The organism is Methylomonas sp. 2F7, from assembly GCF_057126975.1.
The window spans coordinates 256,468-275,847 of sequence record NZ_CP195203.1; the positions used below are offsets into that span (position 1 = coordinate 256,468).

The window sequence follows — 19,380 nt, forward strand, 5'->3', positions numbered from 1 at the left end:
CTATTGCGATGAATGACTTGGTTTAGGCTGGAATAGCAATCATAAAGCCTCGAAATATTCGCATCTGTTAGCCCGTTGTTTGTTGGTAATCAATTTGGCCTTTGGTTCACTGCATTTGTTCGGGGCACTAATACTGAAGAAGCTGCAATTGCGACAGACGCGCGTGGCTGTGCGGCAGCCGGCGCATTTGGACTCGTACGCATAATCGGTTTGCTGTAGTTTGTAAGCACAGCGCCAACATTCGCCTTTACCTTCGTTACTCATCGCTATCCAGTTCCATAAGACAATGTCTTGATTGGCATATGATTTTCCTGTCCTTTTGTCATCTGAGATAGTTAGCCACCAAGCTTTTGTAATTGAATCAGATCGAGCGGCAGACCGCAACGGGCCGCAGCAAGGTCGTGGCGTTTTCCATGCGTGATTTTCGATCCGCGCTAAACGCTTTATACCGTCCCCAACTGTATTAGAACCAGGCCTAAAATTATTTCCCGCTGCTATCAAATCCAAGGAATACGGTACGACTCTGAACGTTTCGATTGACGCCTTAATTGTTGAAATTGCGCCAATAAATCCCGCAAAACCGATATTCCCGCTTGAAAAAACCGGCCGGAAGGCCAGAATGAAACGCAGAGCGCTACTGCGGTGTTAACACCGCGTAAGCGGTCGATGACGAGTGGAACAAATGAGCGGCAACGCGTGTCCTGTCTGAGGATTGAACGTTAGGGGCAATTACCACGTAAAGAGCGGGTACGGAAAGATTCAAATTAGTGCATAGTGGCGTCGAATCCCTCGAGCAATCGTGGTTTCGTATTTTGTTCATAATTGGCTGAAATGATGGCAGATGTCTTGGTTAGTGCGGCCTCACGGTAAATTTCGGGATTTCTGACTGACTACAGACCTCGAGTCTGACCTCGTCAACGGCATCGGCGGTAGGCTGGCGGGTTGGAGGCTACAGTTTAGGCTGTGGTATCCCCCGCCGGCGGGCTCATCATCCAAGTCCAGTTATTTCTCCATTCCTGCTTTGCGAACAGCACTTCGGCTGTTTCTCGGTGTTAGCACCAATCCCGTTGCAACCTTGCTTCTGTATCCAAGCATACGCCGCAATGACATTAAAATTCCGTGGAATAGGCCTAACCGGTCAGCATTGATACAATAAGGCATTATTTCTCAAAGCCACATTATCCAGGGAGTACTTCATGATTCGCTTTCCAGCAGAATGGGAAACACAATCAGCCGTTATCATCGCTTGGCCGCACCACAGCGGCGACTTTACCAATCTGTCCGCCGTCGAAGACACCTATCATTTTGTCGCCACTACCATCAGCCGCTTTCAGCCCTTGGTGATTATTTGCAAGGATGGCGAGCATCAGCAGCATATTCAAACGCAACTGGGCCACAACGACAAAATTCATATGGTGCAGGCCGATTACAACGACATATGGCTGCGGGATACGGTGTTTTTGACGATGGAGTGGGAGCATCCTAAAGCCAGCGTGCAGTTGCTTAACTTTCGATTCAATGGCTGGGGCAAGAAATATCCGCATGCGGCTGACGATGCCTTAAATCTGGCCTTGTTTGCGCATCCGATTTTTAAAGGTCATCCCACTGCCACGCTGGATCTGGTGCTGGAAGGTGGCAGCGTGGAGTCGGACGGTCAAGGCACCGTGATGACCACCAAAAATTGTCTGCTCAACCCCAACCGCAATCCGGACTTGTCGGAAGCGGCGATTGCCGGCCAGTTGCAAAACTATTTGGGCGCGAAGCGGATTTTGTGGGTCGAGCAAAGCAATCTGGCCGGCGACGACACCGATGCGCACATCGACACACTGGCGCGGTTTTGCGACGCCAACACGATTGCTTACACGGCTTGCGAAGACAGCGCAGATCCGCATTTCCAAAGTCTGAAAAATATGGAAGCGCAGTTAAAAACCTTCAAAACGGAAAGCGGCGAAGCCTACCGCTTGGTGGCTCTGCCTTTGCCGAAGCCTATTTTTGACGAACAAGGCCAGCAATTGCCGGCCAATTATTCGAATTTCTTGATTATCAATGGTGCAGTATTGGTGCCGGTTTATGAAGACGCGATGGATGCGGTGGCGCTAGAACGGCTGAAAACCTGCTTCCCTAATCATGAAATTATCGCCACGCCTTGTCGGCCATTAGTACATCAGTATGGCAGTTTGCATTGCGCCAGCATGCAGGTGCCGGCGTTTGTTAAGTTGAATTTCTAAGTATTCGCCTGATTTTTCCGGTGCAATGCGCTGGCGTATTGCACCCTGTATAGACTTCAAACCGATCAGCCCATGAAAAAATCGATTATCGCCTGTGCCGTGCAGCAGCCTTGCAATCGCGGCAGGGAAACCAATCTGGCTTACTCAATCAGTCAAATCGAAACAGCCGCCCGGCAGAACGCCGATCTGGTGGTCTTGCCCGAACTACATCTCGATCATTATTTCTGCCAAAGTGAAGACACAGCCTGTTTTGATTTGGCGCAGCCAATTCCCGGCCCGGCTTGTGAAACCCTGGCTGAAGTGGCCAAGGCCAATAAGGTGGTGATCGTCTCGACCATTTTTGAAAAACGCGCGCCGGGTTTGTATCACAACACTGCGGTAGTGTTTGATAAAGACGGCAGCATCGCCGGCACGTTCCGGAAAATGCATATCCCCGACGATCCGGGTTTTTACGAGAAGTTTTATTTCACGCCTGGCGACCTGGGTTTTACCCCAATCAAAACCTCGATAGGCAAGCTGGGGGTGTTGATCTGCTGGGACCAATGGTATCCGGAAGCGGCGCGCTTGATGGCTCTAGCCGGCGCGGATTTGTTGATTTATCCGACCGCCATCGGCTGGAATCCCGAAGATGACGCCGCTGAAAAGCAGCGCCAGTGCGATGCCTGGATTGCGGTACAACGCGCGCATGCGGTGGCGAACGGCATTCCGGTGATTTCCTGCAACCGCATCGGTTTCGAAGCCGCGCCGGATCAAGCTCCGGGCATTCAGTTTTGGGGGAATAGCTTTATCGCCGGCCCGCAAGGCGAGATTCTAAGCAGCGCCGACGATAATCAGGATGTGTTGTTATTTGCCGAGCTTGATGCGCAGCGCAGCGAGGACGTCAGACGCATCTGGCCGTTTCTGCGTGATCGCCGGATAGATGAGTATGCCGATTTGAAGAGACGGTTTATCGATTAAACGCTGATGAGTTCAGCGACTTGAGAAAGCCGGGCAACAGCAAGAACTGTTGCCCGGCTTTTTTAATCAGTCTTCGCTAGCGCTACGGCTGATAGGTTCTTGAGGTGTTTCGCTGTGGCGATTGTTGCTGCGCTCGGCGAACTCTCTGTCATAAGAGCGCGGCTGGCTGGCTGCTTCGCCGCCTTCGGAATAGCTGGACGCGGGGGCTGGACGTTCGCCGTCTTGATTTCCCGCTTGGCTATTCTCGCCAGCTTCGCCACCGGCGCTTTGCTCGGGACGTCTCTCGCCGCCGTTGCGCGGGCCGCGTCTGCGGCTACGGCTGCGGCGGCTACGTTCTTGGCCGCCGTTCTCTTTTTTGGCGGTTGCAGCGGCGTCTCCACCGTTTTCCTGGTCAATAGCCACGGTTTGTTTCGGCTCGGCCGGTAAGTTGCCGGTAGCTTCACTATTTGCCGCGCCGTTGGGTGGGCGACGGTTGTTGTTACGGCGGTTGTTGTTACGACCTGATGTTGAGCGCTCGCCTCTCTCCCCTCTGTCGCCGCGATCTCCACGGTCCCGGCGATTGTTTCTACCGGATCTGGGTTTATCTTCGCTGCTTTTTTCAGCGGCTTCAGCGCCTTCTGCGGCTTTGCTACTCCCGATCAGACGCTGCCAGAAGCGTTGAATCAAACCGGCAGAGGTTTTTTTGCTTTGTACGGGGGCAGGGGAGTCTGGTAAAAACTCCTTGATAGCGGCTTTTTCGGCTTTGGGACCGGCCTGTTTGGCAAATTCCGGTACTGAAATATCTTCTTCCTTGATATGCAAATGGCTGGCTTTTTCTTCGCTAACTTCGCCGGCCGATTTGATGCGTTCGATGTCGTAAGCCGGCGTTTCCAGGTGCTTACTAGGCAGTACGATAATGCCGACTTGCAGTCTGGTTTCGATTTCTTGAATCGCCGCGCGTTTCTCGTTCAGCAAGAACGTCGCGCAATCGATAGGCAGGTGGGCGATGACGCGCTCGGTGCCTTTTTTCATCGCTTCTTCTTCGATCAAGCGCAAGACGGCCAGCGTGACCGATTCGACGTTGCGGATCGTGCCTTGGCCCTTGCAGCGCGGGCAGGTCAGCTGCGTGGAATCGCCCAGCGAGGGACGCAGACGCTGTCTGGACATTTCCATCAAGCCGAACCGAGAAATACGACCGGTCTGGATGCGGGCGCGGTCGATTTTTAGGGCATCGCGCAGACGGTTTTCCACTTCACGTTGGTTTTTGTTGGACATCATGTCGATGAAATCGATCACGAATAAACCGCCCAAGTCGCGCAAACGCAATTGGCGAGCAATTTCGTCGGCCGCTTCCAAATTGGTGTTCAACGCGGTTTCTTCGATGTCGCTGCCTTTGGTGGCGCGCGCCGAGTTGATGTCGACCGAAGTCAATGCTTCGGTATGATCGATGACTATCGAGCCGCCGGAAGGCAGAGACACTTCGCGGCGATAAGCCATTTCGATCTGGGTTTCGATCTGGTAGCGGCTGAATAGCGGTACGCTGTCCTGATACAGTTTGGCCTTGTGCAGATTATGCGGCATTACCTGCTTCAGGAAGTTATGCACCAGTTTGAAGGCGCCTTCCTGGTCGATCAGGATTTCGTCGATGTCGCCGCGCAAATGATCGCGCAAGGCGCGGATGATCACGTTGCTTTCCTGGAAAATCAGGAAAGGCGCAGTTTGTTCGCTGCTGGAACGGTCGATGGCTTCCCACAGTTGCAACAGGTAGTTCAAATCCCATTGCAGTTCTTCGACGTTTTTGTCGGAGCCGGCGGTGCGGATGATCAAACCCATGCTGTCCGGAATTTCCAGCGCGGCCATGGTTTCGCGCAATTCGCTACGGTTGTCGCCTTCGATACGGCGGGAAATACCACCGGCTTTCGGATTGTTGGGCATCAACACCAAATAGGTGCCGGCCAGACTGATGTACGTCGTTAGCGCCGCGCCTTTGTTGCCGCGTTCTTCTTTTTCAATCTGAACGACGATTTCCTGGCCTTCGCGAATATTGGACTTGGAGGATTTACCTTCTTCGTTATCGCCTGTTCTATATTCAGGAGCGATTTCCTTGAACGGCAGGAAACCGTGTTTTTCGGCGCCGTAATTAACGAAGGCGGCTTCTAGGCTGGGTTCTACCCGAGTGATGATACCTTTATAAATGTTAGATTTTTTTTGTTCTTTTGAAGGAACTTCGATGTCGAAATCATAGAGTTTCTGACCATCTACCAATGCCACCCGCAGCTCTTCGGGCTGCGTGGCGTTGATAAGCATTCTTTTCATTAAATTATCCTTATTGTAATTTGTATCCTACTTAGAGCTTAAACAGGTTTGGTTGTCGCGGATAAAGGCGGCGTGTTTCCCAATATGTACTTAAGTGAGCGGCCAGACTGACGGAAAACTGCAATTAGTTGTAGTAATTGTCGCAGCGGGTTATCGGCATTGCCGAGGGTGGCGCTTGAAAAGTGGGAGGTCTGTTATACCGAACTCTATTCTAAGGATGCAGCTCGCTCATCATGGGTTGAGCGATAAAACCCGAAAAAATTCTTTTAGGTCAGCGCGAAGACACAACGCTGAAACCCCGGTCTTTAAATTTTTATAGCTAAAGTCTATCCAAAGATAAACTAGCCTAATATAGCAATGTTTATTGACAGCAGCAATTTTAAACATGGCTGGCGGATATGTTGTTATTATTTGCTGCATGAATACCGCAGAAAATCAGACCAATCCGCAAGTACAATGGCTGGAGATTACCGAGGCAAACAGCGAACAAAGGCTCGATAATTTTCTGATCACTTATCTCAAAGGCGTCCCCAAAACCCGTATCTATCGCATGGTTAGAAAGGGCGAAGTTCGGGTCAATAAAGGCCGTATCGACGTCAGTTACAAGTTGCAGTTGGGCGATATTGTGCGAATTCCCCCGGTCAGAGTCGCGGAAAAAAAAGACGAAATCATCGTTCAGCCCACCTTGAAGTTCAGCCTGGAAAACCACATTCTCTACGAAGACGACGGCTTTATCGTGTTGAACAAGCCAGCGGGTTTTGCGGTGCATGGCGGTAGCGGCGTCAGTTCCGGCGTGATCGAGGGGCTAAGACAGGTTCGGCCGCAACAGAAATTTTTGGAGCTGGTGCATAGGCTGGACAAGGAAACCTCCGGTTGTCTGTTGATTGCCAAGAAGCGCTCGGTATTGAAGCTATTGCATGAACTTTTTCGCGGCGATGGTATTCAGAAGACGTATCTTGCCTTGCTGGTTGGGCAGTTCCAACGCAAGAAGCAGTTAGTCGAGGTGCCCTTGTTGAAAAACGTCGCCCAAGGTGGCGAACGGATGGTGGTGGTCAGCCAAGCCGGCAAATCCGCGGAAACCTTGTTCACCCGCTTGAAGCAGTTTCAGGATGTGACCTTGGTGCATGCTGCACCCAAGACTGGCCGCACCCATCAGATTAGGGTGCATGCTGCTTGGTTGGGGCATCCGATTGTGGCCGACGACCGCTATGGCGATGACAGTACGAATAGAGCCTTTAAAAAGCGCGGCTACAAACGTTTGTTTTTGCATGCCGAGCAATTGCAGTTCGCCCACCCTGTAAACGGCGCCTTGCTGCACTTCACGGCGCCTTTGCCCGAGGATTTAAAAGACTTGCTGAATCATGAAAAACCGCTTTGATTTAATTATTTTCGATTGGGACGGTACTTTGATGGATTCGGTGGACTGGATCGTGCATTGCATCCAGCAAGCGGCGATGAATTGCGAATGTGCGGTGCCAGACGTGCAAGCGGTCAGGGACATTGTCGGCTTGAGCATCGAAAATGCGATGAAGCAATTGTTTCCGGATGAAGAGTCCGATATCCGTCAAAAGATCGCTGCCGATTACGCGAAAACCTTTTTTACCAAGAAAATTGGCCCTGACGACTTGTTTCCCGGCGTGCATGACATGCTGACGCAGTTTCGCAGTCAAGGTTATCGTCTGGCCGTGGCGACCGGCAAAAAAAGCACGGGTTTGCATGCGGCAATGAATGCGACCGGAGCGGCAGGTTTGTTTTGTACCACGCGTTGCGCGGACCAAACGGCTTCCAAGCCCAATCCGCTAATGCTGGATGAAATCATGGCCGAACTGGGCGTAGATAAACAGCGGACCTTGATGGTCGGCGATTCGGTGCACGATTTGCAAATGGCCCTAAATGCGCAAATCGCGTCAGTCGGCGTTACTTGCGGCGCGCATTCCGCGGCAACCTTGCAAAAGTACAATCCCTTGTTGTGTGTGAACTACCCCACCGACTTAATCGGAATCATATAGGAGACAAATGGTGGAGAATAATTACGATCTTCCCGAAGATAATGCTGAAAACAGCCCCGGTTGGGAAAAGTCGGTGCTGGAAAAATTGGCGTTCGCGGCGATCGATGAGCAAAAAGCCGCGCGGCGCTGGGGAATATTCTTTAAGCTGCTGACCTTTGCTTATTTGACTGTCGCGTTGGGTATAGCGGTGTATCCAAAATTTAAGGAGGGCATCGATTCCGGTACGGGCGAGCATGTGGCTATCGTCGATGTGTTGGGGCAGATTGTAGAAGGTGAGGCCGCCGGCGCCGATACGGTGATTGAGGGCTTGCGCGATGCAGCCAAGGATAAAAATACCAAGGGTATCATCCTCAATATCAATTCGCCCGGCGGCAGTCCGGTACAATCGGCATACATTTACGATGAAATCAGGCGCTTGAAAGTCGAACATCCGCAATTGCCGATTTATTCGGTAGTGGGCGATATGTGCGCATCCGGCGGTTATTATGTTGCTTCGGCTACCGACAAGATATTCGTGAATCAGGCCAGTATCATCGGCTCTATCGGCGTAATCATGAATGGCTTCGGTTTTACCGATGTGTTGGACAAACTGGGCGTGGAGCGGCGCTTGTTGACCGCCGGCGCGCACAAAGCCATGCTCGATCCGTTCTCGCCGGTCAATCAGCAAGAAAGCAAGCATATGCAGTCATTGCTGGATCAAGTACACCAACAATTCATCGGTGCGGTGCGGGAAGGACGCGGCAAACGTTTGAAGGAAGTCGAAGCGCCGGAGATGTTCTCCGGGCTGATTTGGACCGGTACGGAAGGCGTCAGGCTGGGGTTGGCGGACGATTTCGGTAGCGTTGATAGTGTCGCGCGCGACCAGTTCGGCACCGAGGAAAAAGTAAACTTTACCCCGCAGGAGCGCTTGATCGACCGCTTGGCCGGCAAGTTCGGCGCCTCGTTCGGTCATGCCATTGCCAGCAGTTTGCCTATTCCGGCAATACAGTAGCCGAGGGGCGTTGTCGGAGTTATTTACTTAATTTTGGCAAGACAGTTGCTTATCTGTTGGCTTTTATGGATAATGCGCAACTCTTCAGCGTCTTGCTGATGTTTTATGGTTACTGTGTCGGTCCTCTCGCAACGATACGCTGTAAACCCCGCCAGGTCCGGAAGGAAGCAACGGTAGCAGCGGACTCGTGTGCCGGGATGTGGCTGGCGCAGTAGCCGCCCAACTCTTGCCTTTCCGCGTTGCTAATGGCTTATCAGGTTCTTGCCAGAAAATGGCGTCCCAGCAACTTCACCCAGCTTGTCGGTCAGGAGCATGTCAGCCAATCGCTAATGCACGCCTTGCAACATGATAGATTGCATCATGCCTATCTGTTCACCGGCACGCGCGGTGTTGGCAAAACCACGGTGGCGCGGATTCTCGCCAAAGCCATCAACTGCGAAAATCTGAAAGATTTTAATCCCTGCGGCGAATGCCAGGTGTGCCGGGATTTCGAACAGGGCCGGTTTATGGACTTGATCGAAGTCGATGCCGCCTCCCGCACCAAAGTCGAAGATACCCGCGATCTGCTCGACAACGCTCAGTACGCGCCCAATCAAGGTCGCTACAAAGTCTATTTGATCGACGAAGTGCACATGCTGTCCGGGCATAGCTTTAACGCCCTGTTAAAGACCCTGGAAGAGCCGCCGCCGCACGTCAAGTTTCTGCTGGCTACTACCGATCCGCATAAAATTCCGGTCACGGTATTGTCGCGCTGCTTGCAATTCAATTTGAAGCGGCTGTTGCCGGAGCAAATCGATGCGCAGATGCAGTTTATTTTGGGCCAGGAGCAAATCACTTTCGAGCCTGCTGCGCTAAAAATGTTGGGCCGAGCCGCCGACGGCAGCTTGCGAGATGGCTTGAGTCTGCTGGATCAGGCTATCGTTTACGGTAGCGGCAGCGTCACGACCGAAGCGGTGATAGGCATGCTCGGCACCGTCGCCCAGCAACCCATCGACGATATTTTGCAAGCGCTGGCTGCTGGTGATGCGCGGAGGTTACTGGCAAAAATTGCCGATGTGGCGGAATTGACGCCCGATTTTGCCGATATTCTGCAACAGATGCTGCGAGTGTTGCATCGGGTAGCGCTGTTACAGCAAATGCCGGATTTCGTCGATCAGGAATTTGATAAGCAATTGTTGGATATGCTCGCTAAGACTTTATTGCCGGAAGACGTGCAACTGTATTATCAGATTGGCTTGATCGGCCAACGCGATCTGCCGCTGGCACCCGATCCGCGCAGCGGGTTTGAAATGGTGATGTTGCGGATGCTGACTTTTCGGCCGCAAACTGCAGAAGCGCAAGCGCTTGAGCCAGTCAAATCGCCTGCCGTTAAGCCGGTTGCCAGTACATCGGTGCCGGCCGTGGCTGTGGAGAGCAGCGCTAAAACTATCGAAGAGCCGCGTCCTACATCGGTCTCGCAAACTACCAATCCGGGCAATTGGACCGAGATTATCGCTGCGTTGAATATCAGCGGCCGTACCCGCGAACTTGCGAATAATTGCGTGTTGGACGGTATCGACGACAGCAGTTGTCGCTTGCTGCTCGATCCGAGCTTCCAGCAGATCGGTACTAAAGCCGAGGACAATCTAAGGGTAGCGTTGCAAAATTATTACGGTAAACCCTTAAAACTGGTCATAAGCAAGCAAGCAGAGCAGCAAATGACGCCTGCGCTGGAAATTCAAAAAGCCCGCGAAGATCGGCAGCAAGCGGCGGTGGATAGCATTAACACCGATGAAAATGTACAGGCTTTGAAAGACACCTTTGGCGCCAGAATCATGCCTGGTAGTATCGAACCGCTGAATTAAATATTGGAGAGACGATGATGAAAAATGCGCTAGCGGGCATCATGCAACAAGCCCAAAAAATGCAGGACAACTTAAAAAAAGCCCAGGAAGAACTGGGGGCGATGGAAGTACACGGCGAATCCGGCGGCGGCTTGGTGACGATTGTGATGACCGGCAAACGCGAGGTGCGTAAGGTCAGTATCGATCCATCCCTGGTCGGCGACGACAAGGATATGCTGGAAGACTTGGTGGCGGCGGCGATCAACGACGCCGTGCATAAAGTCGGCAAAATGAAAAAAGAAAAAATGGCCGACGTCACAGCCGGCATCCCGATTCCGCCCGGTTTCCAAATGCCGTTCTAAACATGCAAAACCAGGGTTTGCTGAAAGAGTTGATCCAAAGCCTGTGCTGCCTGCCCGGCGTCGGGCCGAAATCGGCGCAACGCATGGCTTTTCATCTGTTGCAGCGCAACCGCGACGGCGGCATGCAGCTAAGCAAAATGCTTGCGAAAGCCATCGCCGAAGTCGGCCACTGCCGCGAGTGTCGGACCTTGACCGAAGCGGAATTGTGCGAGGTCTGCGCCAACCCGTTACGCGATTCGGAAACCTTGTGTGTAGTCGAAAGTCCGGCCGATGTATGGGTGATCGATCAAGCTACCACCTTCAAAGGCAAATACTTTGTGCTGCATGGCCGCTTGTCGCCGTTGGATGGCATCGGTCCCGATCAGCTTGGTGTTGAGTTACTCGAGCAGCGCATGGCATCCGGGCAAATCAAGGAAATCATTCTGGCCACTAATTCCACCGTGGAAGGCCAGGCCACCGCGCATTTCATCGGCGAAGTCGCGGCCAAATTCAATATCCGCGCTACGCGCATCGCGCACGGTGTACCGATGGGCGGTGAGCTGGAATTTATCGACAGCGGTACCTTGGCACATGCCTTCAACGGCCGCCGGGAATTTTAGGAGGAAACATGAGCGATTGTTTGTTTTGCAAGATGGCCAGCGGCGAAATCAAGCCGGATGTGGTTTACGAAGATGAGCAACTATTGGCGTTCCGAGATATTCATCCGCAGGCGCCCTTGCATGTGCTGGTCATTCCGAAGCGACATGTCGCCAATTTAAACGATCTCGATGATGCCTTGCTAGGCGGGCGAATGCTGCAAACCGCCGCTAAAATTGCGGGGCAGTTTGGCTATGCGGAAAGCGGTTACCGGACAATATTCAACTGCAACGGCGATGGCGGACAGACCGTGCATCACTTACATCTGCATCTGCTGGCGGGCAGACAGATGCATTGGCCTCCGGGTTAAATCAAATAAAAAAAGCCGCGAAATTCGCGGCTTTTTTATGCATTTTGGTAACCGCCGGGCGGATCAATGCTGTTCCAGCCAGTCCTTTATCTCTAGCGGGGTCATGGAGGTTCCGCCCAGTTCGCGCATAAAAAAGTCGAAGTAGCGACGGCATTTTTCCAAAAACCGTTCAAGATCCGCGTCGCTGTTCACGTAAGGCGTACCGCCAGGCATCACCGAGGGTGAGTGAAAGCTGAACACAAAGATTCGCACGCCATCGTCCAGCAAGGAATTGGTTAAGCGGCGCATTTCCGGTTCACTGTAATCCTCCGGCGATAGCCTAATCCGTTCCAATAGCCGGAGCCTTGCGACAGCGCCCGATATTTTGGACTTGCGCAGCCAAGGATGCATCAATCGGCGGTAAAGGGGCGTGCCGCCTGCTCGTAAGCTTCCTACATAACCGCCGGAGCCCGGTAAGCTGAGCAGGCGGCGCTGGCTGCCAAACCAAAACGGGTCACTGGTGTAGCTAGAGTAGTCCGGACCGCCGTCAGCGCTGTAATCGATTGAAGCGGCAACGCTGATATCGACTTCATAGCCCAGATCCTCGAGAATCTCACCGGTATTGGGGCCGAAGCCGTAACGGCCGGCAAGATAAGTTAAGGGCGAGGTGCCGAACGAGGTCTTGATTTGCTCAGTGAGTAGCCGGAGTTTTTCATGCTCCAACGCGCGCGGTAAATTGCCGGGATAGGAATTGCGCGCATTCAGTTCTTCATCGTACGGTGGCGACACCCAGGGATGCAAATGCGCACCGATCAGTGCTCGGCCCGAATCGGCGTAGGCTTTAAGCGGACCGAAGGCTGCTTCTTGCGAGGCAATCGGATAGTCGACCACATAGTTCGGCACAATACCAAAACTATCGAAAACATTCTGCGCACGGTCGATGTGACGCATATGCTTGACGCCTGTGGCGTGTCTGTCGTGCGGCTTGTTCCAGTCGAACTCCTCTTCGGTATGGATGACTACCGTGAGGATGGGGCGAGTTTCGCTGTCTACGCGAATCAGTTTTCGCTCACTCACTGGTTTAGCCCCACGATCTCGGAATAAAAGTTGCTGATGTCTGACTCGACCAGCGTGTCGCTGCGAAATACTTTGTTGCGATAGCCGGCTAGTTCGTGCGAAATCAGCGGTAACCTAGGTAGCAGACGTGATTCCACTCGCGTATAAAAACAGCCGTTTTGTAACAGGTGCCAGCCGATGGTTTGTCGGTAATTCAGAAACAGCTCGGGATCGCTGAATCCTATTATTAGCGCGCCGGGTATGCCTTTCAATCGGTTCGGTTTCCACGTCACAAGACAATACGCGCCGGGTTTCCCAACGGCAAGATGTCTTAGCCAGGGTAGGTGGCGGTGATCATGAAATACTTTGGCATCCGCCGGCGCCAGCGCTTGCTCGATTGCATCGTAATCGGTAAGCACGCGAATGCCGGTGAGGCGGGCAAATGGCCAGGGAAGATTGGGCCACAGTGCGTGGCGTTCGTTCATGGGCTTGAACTTCAGGAACTGTAGCGTCTTCGATACCACTTCCGTCGGCGTCAGGTCGGTGAAATGGAAGCCGGGCTGCGAGACGACAGCCATCGCCAGCCGCATGCTTTGGGAGCGGAAGGCTTCCAGCACGCACCAACTGGTGATATTGCAAAATTGTTCCGCTTGGCCGCGGATGATGCACTCGGCATAGATCGCGCCTATGCCGCCGACAATTTTGCCCTCGTCGCGAATCAGAAAGCCGTTGTTGGGTTTGGCGACCCCCCAGTTCTGCTGGAAAGCTTGCACCCATTGTTCGGCGCTGCGCTCGGAACTGAGGTGCTCCGTAAGAAATTGGCAGAAAGCGAGCAGGTCGCCGTCTTGAATCGGTTCCAGCGTCGGCATGGCCATGATTATTCCTTCAGCGCAATGGGGTCAAATAGGCGTATGGGGTGATTATTATGGTTACGCTGGTTTGCTGGAAAGCAGAAAGTTGGTCATCGCGTTAATCGAGCCGAGATTGTCGATGTTCATGTCTTCCTGTTTGATCCGAAAGTCGTAGCTGGCCTCGAACCAGACCACCAATTCCAGAATGGCGCCGGAGTCGAGCAAGCCGGTGGCGGGCAGGATGTCTTCGTCAGTGACGCCGGACGCGTCCATATCCAACGCTTTGGCAAGTTCTATTACTTTGTTGCGAATCGCGGCTTTGATCTGGTCGGGATTTAGGTTCATTTATCGGTAGCCTCTGGTTTATGTGTGCTGGTTATGCCGGACGAGACAACGCCAGCAGCACCTGTGCGACGTCAAAACCCGTGAGAACACGATGATCGTAAGTGGCGCCCAATACGGCCTTGTCCGAATTTTTCGGGGCTGCGTGGGCGATAATCAGCGATGTTTGCGGCGGTAGAATAGGGGTGTGGCGGCTGACATTCCAGCGGGCCATACTCGAAAACGATAAGGTGGCGCCGGAGGCTTCCTGCGGCGGCAGCTTGTGAGCCATCGCGTGGCGCTGTACCTCGCCTAGGGCGCTGATGAATTGTGCCGCATCCATGTCTTGAGTGTCGCGGACCACAGTTAGATAAAGCATAGATCCGGCCTGCACGGTAAAGCCGATATTCACGGGCGTATATTGGAAACGCTGACCGTTGACTATCGTGGAATTGATCAAAGGCCGTTCGCGGCCCAGTTCGGCCAGACGAAAAGCCATCAGCGGCAGCAAGGGCGAGAGCATTAGTTTATGTTCCGCCGCATAGGTGGCGGCCCGCTCCTCCCAGGGTTTGGGGTCGTATTCGACCTCCAGATAGGCCGAGGCCGCAAAATCCCGATGCCAGGCAACTGTGTGCAGCATGCCCGCCGCTTCCGGCGACAATTCCTGCAAGTCGCCGGCAACTGCTGGCGTATCTTCCCGGCGGATAGCCGTTTGGGTCGATAGTGCGGATTTGCCCGGCTTGCCGCCCTTGCTCAGCCAAGCTTCGATATCGGCTACCGACAGGCGCTCGCCACTGGCAGGAACGCGGGCCGGGTCGATGTCCAGTTCCTTGAGCATGGCTCTGGCTTTTGCAGTGGGTTGGCGCACGGAGCTTACTGTTGACGAACTGTCCTTGGTTTCTTCCGGGATCGCTTCGTCGCGCGTGGCGCCCAGCCAGAACATCACTGCACCGACGCGGATTTTTTGTCCCGGTTCGCAGTCGACCCTCAGCACGTAGCCGTCCTGTTCCGCGACCACGTCTATCATGGATTTGTCGGTTTCGACGGTGGCGACTACGTCACCGCTATTGATGAACTTGCCTTGCTTGACGTCGATGCTGACGACGTCCACGAACTCGTCGTTGATGTTCACGCAGGGGACGGTTTGGAAACTGGGCATGGCTGTCCTTTAAAAAAGGTCGAGAATTTGGTCGATGATCGATTGTTCGTCGGGAATAATGCTGCGCTCCAGACTGCGGGCGGAGGCGATGGGCACGGGCGGTGTACCGATGCGCAGAAACTCGCCCTTGAATCCGGACTCGAGCAAAGCGGCGGCTATTTCGGCGCTGACGCCGAAGTCGTGGTGAGATTCCTCGATCACGACCACGCACTCCCGCGTTGCCAGATGCTTGATCAACGATTCGCGCGGCAGTGGCGAAAGCAGCGACGGCGAGACGATTTCAACTTCCAGCTCTTCTTCGTTTTCCAGCCTGTTTGCCACGGCTTCCGTCATCGTCAGCATGCCACCGTAGCTTACTAAGGTTACATCAGGTTCGTTCGCACCGCGACGTAATGTAGGGAACAGGTGGGTAGCGACATCATCCGTTGCCGCCAGCGCGACATAATCCGCCTGATCCATCTTTTCGCCGTACAGCAGTTTGTGTTCAAGAAACAGCACCGGATAGTGCCAGCGCAGTACCGCGTCGATCAGGAGTTCGGCGACATTGTGTCTGTGGCTGCCGTAAACCACGGTCAGACCCGGCACCGAGGTAAACAGGTGTTCCGGGCTTTGGCTGTGTGTGGGGCCGTAACCGCGCCGGCCGCCGCAAGGCGTGCGGATGACGATAGGCACCGAGGTGTCTGCGAACATGCCGGGAAACTTTACGGCATGGTTGAGCAGTTGATCCAGGCATAGCGACAGGAAGTCGGCGAACATGATTTCCACGATGGGCAAGTAGCCATCAAGCGACAAGCCGATAGACGAGCCGGTGATGCCTGCCTCGCTGATCGGTGTGGAGATGACGCGACCGGGAAATTCGCTGGACAGGCCTTGTGTGACTTTGAAGGCGCCGCCGTAGGGGTCGTGCAGGTCTTCGCCGATTAATAGCGTGCGCTGATCGGACTTGAGCAGAAATTGCAAGGCGGTGTTAAGCGCCTGACGCACGTTGCTGCCCGCCGCGACTAGCGGATAACTGGGCACTGGGTGCTCAAGTTGGGCGGTGAAGATATGGGTTGGGGGTTCGGCAAGCGTGGCTTCCGGCGAGGCGTTGGCTGCCTGGCGTACCGTTTCCACAAACTCGCGATTACGGGCCTCGATGGTTGCCAGCGTATCGGCAGGCAACTGTCTGGCTAACGCGGCCAAGGGATCGCGGGCGCGAATTTCTGCAAGTTCGTTTGGATCGCGCAGATCGTCGCCTTTGCTGTGCGGACCCATCCGTCGGGTGTCAATCACCAGGAAACCGGGACCGCGACTTGCGCGTACCGCGCTGACTACTTCCGCTACTTTGTCGCAAAACTCCGGATCATTGTCCGCAATGCGCCAGGTGGGTAGCCCGAATGCCGTGCCGCGGGCTTCGATGTCGCCGCCCAGGTTGTCGCGACTGACTGTAGTTTGAGAAATGCCGTTGTTCTCGACTACGACCAGCAGCGGTGCTTTCCAGACCGACGCCAGATTCATAGCTTCGTATAGCAAGCCCTGACCTAGGGTGCCGTCGCCAATGATGGCTGCTACGATTCCGGCACTGCCGTGCAGCTTGCGCGCCAAAGCCAGGCCGGCGCCGATGCCCAGCATGCCGCCTTGGACTCCGTTGCTGTGAAAATTGCGGTGGACCAGATGTTGACTGCCGCCCCAACCGCGGCAGGCGCCAGCCTCGCGACCCATAATTTCGCCAACCAGCCCGACAAAGTCGCCGGAGTACGACAGGAAATGCCCGTGATTGCGATGATTGGAGAGGACGGCGTCATCAGGATGATCCAAGGCACGCACCACCGATAATGCGGTAAGTTCTTGGCCGATGCAGGTGTGGGTGGTGCCCGAGACCAGGCCGCGGGAAAATTGATCAAGCACCAGCTCTTCGGTCAGGCGAATCAGGTGACCGTAAGCATAAAGACTTTCCGGCTCAAGCCCGATTTGCGGTTTACCGTGCTGGTCGCGAATGAAACCCGGCACTTCCCAAGTTTTATCCTCCGGAAGGCGTGCTACTTTATGTGTGTCCATTTACTGGTTCCGGCGGTCTTGGATAGTGCTTTAGTCATAAGAATATAATTTACGCGAACCGAGAATACCGTGCAAGAACCGATTGAATTGATCCGGGGTGCGAAATCATCTGTTTGGAGAGATTAGTTGCGATTGCCTGGCGGCATCTTTTCTCTGAGTTTTAAGAAGCGCTGATAGCGCTCGGAAGCAATTTGCCCCGCTTCTACGGCCAGCCGCACCGCGCAATCCTTGTCGGTGACGTGCCGACAGTCGTTGAAGCGGCATTTGGAAATGTACGGCTGAAACTCTCTATAACCCCAAGCCAGTTGCCCTTCCGACAACCCCGCCAAGCCAAATATCGCGACGCCGGGGCTGTCGATCAGATCGCCGCCGCCCGGTAAATGGTAAAGCGTCGCGGCAGTAGTGGTGTGGCGACCGTGGCGGGTGATTTCAGAGACGCTGTTGATCTTTAAATTCCGATCCGGCAATAGCGCATTAGTTAATGAGGACTTGCCAACCCCGGATTGGCCGGCGAACATGCTGGTTCGCTGCGCCAAAACCTGTTGCAAGCCGGCTATGCCGATTTTTTGGTTGGCACTGACTCTATGCAGGCTGTAGCCCAAGTTTTGATAATAGGCTAACCCTTCTTCAACCAAAGGTGACAGCGGCAGATCGACTTTATTTAACACCAAAGCAGCATCGATATTGCAGTTTTCGCAGATTGCCAGGTATTGATCCAGCAGCAAAAAATCGCATTCCGGTTCGGCGGCGAAGACGATGAAAATGGTATCCAGATTAGCCGCTACCGGCCGCGTGTCGTTGCCGCGGCTGGGACGCTGCAACACCGAGCGCCTGGGCAGTATCTGCTCGATGCGGCCTTGCTCGGGGGAGGACATGGAGAGCAACACTCGGTCGCCGACGACCACTGTGTCCAGTTTACGTAAAGTCTGGCAGAGCACGAGTTGCTCGGCAGCTTTGTCAGCGTCGTCGCTCACCTCGACGGCGATACCCTTGCCGAGATGGGCGACCACCAATCCCTCGTGCAGGCCTGCCATCAGGCGGACTGCATCTTTTCTTCGATATGCGCTATGCGGATCGCGGCGGGCGGATGGCTGTAATGGAACGCCGAGTAAAGTGGGTCGGGCGTCAGGGTGCTGGCGTTTTCTTCATAAAGTTTCACCAAGCCGCTAATCATTTTGCTGCCTTGGGCGTTGCGGGTGGCAAAATCATCGGCTTCGAATTCGAATTTACGTTGAAAATAGGCGCTGATCGGTTGCATGAAGGTGGTGAAGACAGGCGATACCAGCATAAACAGCAACAGCGCCGCGGCGTTGGAGTGGGTGCTGACGCCTAGGCCGTCAAAGAACCAATCCTGAGTAATCAACCAGCCCAAGACTGCAAAGCTGATTAGTGTCATTACCGACGATGCGACCAGCATTTTGATGGTGTGTTTGCATTTGAAATGGCCCAGTTCATGGGCCAAAACCGCTTCCAATTCTTCCTCGTCCAGCGAATTGACCAGCGTATCGAAAAATACGATGCGCTTGTTGTTGCCCAAGCCGGTGAAATAAGCATTGCCATGACCGGAACGGCGTGAACCGTCCATGATGAAAATACCTTGGCTGTTAAAGCCGCAACGTTCCAGCAAGCCCTGAATGCGTTGTTTCAACGACCCTTCCTGCATAGGCTCGAATTTGTTAAACAGTGGGGCGATTAGAGTAGGAAACAGCCAACTCATCAACAGCGAAAAACTCATGATGATGGCCCAGGCATAAAGCCACCAGAGGCCGCCGATGCTGTCCATTACCCACAGAATCAGGGCCAGAATCGGCAAACCTATCGCCAGCGTCAAGCCCATGGACATCAGTTGGTCTTTCACGAACTGCGGCAGTTTGCTTTTATTGAAGCCGTATTTTTCTTCGATGACAAAGGTTTGGTACAAGCTGAACGGGATTTCAATCACGGTCATCAGCAGAAAAATGCTGGCCATTGAGAACAAACTCGCTATCAGCGGCGACAAGTCGAAGGTCGACCAGAAATCGAATACCAGGCTGATGCCGCCACCCAAGGTCAGCGCCAGCAGAAATATCATGCCGATCACGCTGTCGATGTCGCCCAGCTTGCTTTTCTCTATGGTGTAATCGGCAGCCTTTTGGTGGGCGCTGAGCGACACCCGGTCTTGAAAGGCGGTCGGCACCTGCTCACGATGCTGCAAAACGTAGGATTTCTGGCGCATTGCCAGCCAGAATTGGGTGCCGTAGGAAAGGACTAAAGCTACTAAAAAAATGCCGGTAAACGTGTTCATCAAGCCTATGTAGGTGGGGTTAACAATTAGCGGTACAGATTAGCTAATGCTACAATTTGCCGCAACATTATTAATACCATGG

Annotated in this window: 17 protein-coding genes and 1 other RNA gene; 10 read left to right on the forward strand and 8 right to left on the reverse strand. The window is 53.8% G+C overall.

What is annotated here, in order from left to right; translation table 11 throughout:
• Positions 1 to 1,196: 1,196 nt before the first annotated feature.
• Positions 1,197 to 2,228 (forward strand): agmatine deiminase family protein, encoded by a 1,032-nt coding sequence (locus ACR64Q_RS01195; protein ID WP_313733325.1) that lies wholly within the window; start codon positions 1,197 to 1,199, stop codon positions 2,226 to 2,228.
• Positions 2,229 to 2,300: 72 nt separating this feature from the next.
• A complete protein-coding gene (locus tag ACR64Q_RS01200) occupies positions 2,301 to 3,185 on the forward strand; it encodes a carbon-nitrogen hydrolase (RefSeq protein WP_313733326.1) in 885 nt (294 codons plus the stop codon).
• A 66-nt stretch (positions 3,186 to 3,251) separates the two neighbouring features.
• Here the strand turns inward: ACR64Q_RS01200 and ACR64Q_RS01205 are convergent, their stop codons facing one another.
• Entirely contained in the window at positions 3,252 to 5,480 is a 2,229-nt protein-coding gene (locus ACR64Q_RS01205; protein ID WP_313733327.1) for an Rne/Rng family ribonuclease, read from the reverse strand.
• A 418-nt stretch (positions 5,481 to 5,898) separates the two neighbouring features.
• Here ACR64Q_RS01205 and rluC point away from each other — a divergent pair, with 418 nt between their 5' ends.
• The 8 genes from rluC to ACR64Q_RS01245 all read left to right on the forward strand — a co-directional run bounded on the left by rluC (position 5,899) and on the right by ACR64Q_RS01245 (position 11,611).
• Positions 5,899 to 6,858: a 23S rRNA pseudouridine(955/2504/2580) synthase RluC gene (gene rluC, locus ACR64Q_RS01210; protein ID WP_313733328.1), complete on the forward strand. Its 960-nt coding sequence runs from the start codon at positions 5,899 to 5,901 to the stop codon at positions 6,856 to 6,858.
• The gene (locus tag ACR64Q_RS01215) at positions 6,842 to 7,489 is read left to right on the forward strand and encodes an HAD-IA family hydrolase (protein ID WP_313733329.1); all 648 of its coding nucleotides are present in this window, start codon (positions 6,842 to 6,844) and stop codon (positions 7,487 to 7,489) included. The genes rluC and ACR64Q_RS01215 overlap by 17 nt, the downstream gene beginning before the upstream one ends.
• A gap of 7 nt (positions 7,490 to 7,496) precedes the next feature.
• On the forward strand, positions 7,497 to 8,480 hold the full coding sequence (gene sppA, locus ACR64Q_RS01220) for a signal peptide peptidase SppA (protein WP_026603209.1): 984 nt from the start codon (positions 7,497 to 7,499) through the stop codon (positions 8,478 to 8,480).
• Between the two features lie 115 nt (positions 8,481 to 8,595).
• Positions 8,596 to 8,692, forward strand: an RNA gene (gene ffs, locus ACR64Q_RS01225) — signal recognition particle sRNA small type.
• 33 nt (positions 8,693 to 8,725) lie between these two features.
• On the forward strand, positions 8,726 to 10,324 hold the full coding sequence (gene dnaX, locus ACR64Q_RS01230) for a DNA polymerase III subunit gamma/tau (RefSeq protein WP_313733330.1): 1,599 nt from the start codon (positions 8,726 to 8,728) through the stop codon (positions 10,322 to 10,324).
• A gap of 17 nt (positions 10,325 to 10,341) precedes the next feature.
• Positions 10,342 to 10,665 carry a YbaB/EbfC family nucleoid-associated protein gene (locus ACR64Q_RS01235; protein WP_026603211.1) on the forward strand — a complete coding sequence of 108 codons (324 nt, stop codon included), beginning with the start codon at positions 10,342 to 10,344 and terminating at the stop codon, positions 10,663 to 10,665.
• 2 nt (positions 10,666 to 10,667) lie between these two features.
• Positions 10,668 to 11,264 (forward strand): recombination mediator RecR, encoded by a 597-nt coding sequence (gene recR / locus ACR64Q_RS01240; protein WP_026603212.1) that lies wholly within the window; start codon positions 10,668 to 10,670, stop codon positions 11,262 to 11,264.
• Between the two features lie 8 nt (positions 11,265 to 11,272).
• Positions 11,273 to 11,611 carry a histidine triad nucleotide-binding protein gene (locus ACR64Q_RS01245; protein ID WP_026603213.1) on the forward strand — a complete coding sequence of 113 codons (339 nt, stop codon included), beginning with the start codon at positions 11,273 to 11,275 and terminating at the stop codon, positions 11,609 to 11,611.
• A gap of 63 nt (positions 11,612 to 11,674) precedes the next feature.
• On the opposite strand, the gene ACR64Q_RS01250 is transcribed toward ACR64Q_RS01245, so the two are convergent.
• The 7 genes from ACR64Q_RS01250 to ACR64Q_RS01280 all read right to left on the reverse strand — a co-directional run bounded on the left by ACR64Q_RS01250 (position 11,675) and on the right by ACR64Q_RS01280 (position 19,298).
• Positions 11,675 to 12,667 carry a polysaccharide deacetylase family protein gene (locus ACR64Q_RS01250; protein WP_026603214.1) on the reverse strand — a complete coding sequence of 331 codons (993 nt, stop codon included), beginning with the start codon at positions 12,665 to 12,667 and terminating at the stop codon, positions 11,675 to 11,677.
• Positions 12,664 to 13,521, reverse strand: a complete 858-nt coding sequence (locus ACR64Q_RS01255; RefSeq protein ID WP_026603215.1) for a hypothetical protein — start codon at positions 13,519 to 13,521, stop codon at positions 12,664 to 12,666. Before ACR64Q_RS01255 ends, ACR64Q_RS01250 begins: the two co-directional genes overlap by 4 nt.
• 54 nt (positions 13,522 to 13,575) lie before the next feature.
• On the reverse strand, positions 13,576 to 13,842 hold the full coding sequence (locus ACR64Q_RS01260) for an acyl carrier protein (protein ID WP_026603216.1): 267 nt from the start codon (positions 13,840 to 13,842) through the stop codon (positions 13,576 to 13,578).
• Positions 13,843 to 13,873: 31 nt separating this feature from the next.
• Complete coding sequence (locus tag ACR64Q_RS01265; RefSeq protein WP_313733333.1) at positions 13,874 to 14,977, reverse strand: 2-oxo acid dehydrogenase subunit E2; 1,104 nt, start codon at positions 14,975 to 14,977, stop codon at positions 13,874 to 13,876.
• A 9-nt stretch (positions 14,978 to 14,986) separates the two neighbouring features.
• Positions 14,987 to 17,014, reverse strand: coding sequence for a dehydrogenase E1 component subunit alpha/beta (locus tag ACR64Q_RS01270; RefSeq protein WP_026603218.1), 2,028 nt, complete (start codon positions 17,012 to 17,014; stop codon positions 14,987 to 14,989).
• A gap of 122 nt (positions 17,015 to 17,136) precedes the next feature.
• A complete protein-coding gene (gene rsgA, locus ACR64Q_RS01275) occupies positions 17,137 to 18,048 on the reverse strand; it encodes a ribosome small subunit-dependent GTPase A (RefSeq protein WP_026603219.1) in 912 nt (303 codons plus the stop codon).
• Positions 18,048 to 19,298 (reverse strand): M48 family metallopeptidase, encoded by a 1,251-nt coding sequence (locus ACR64Q_RS01280; RefSeq protein WP_026603220.1) that lies wholly within the window; start codon positions 19,296 to 19,298, stop codon positions 18,048 to 18,050. The genes rsgA and ACR64Q_RS01280 overlap by 1 nt, the downstream gene beginning before the upstream one ends.
• Between the last annotated feature and the right edge of the window lie 82 nt (positions 19,299 to 19,380).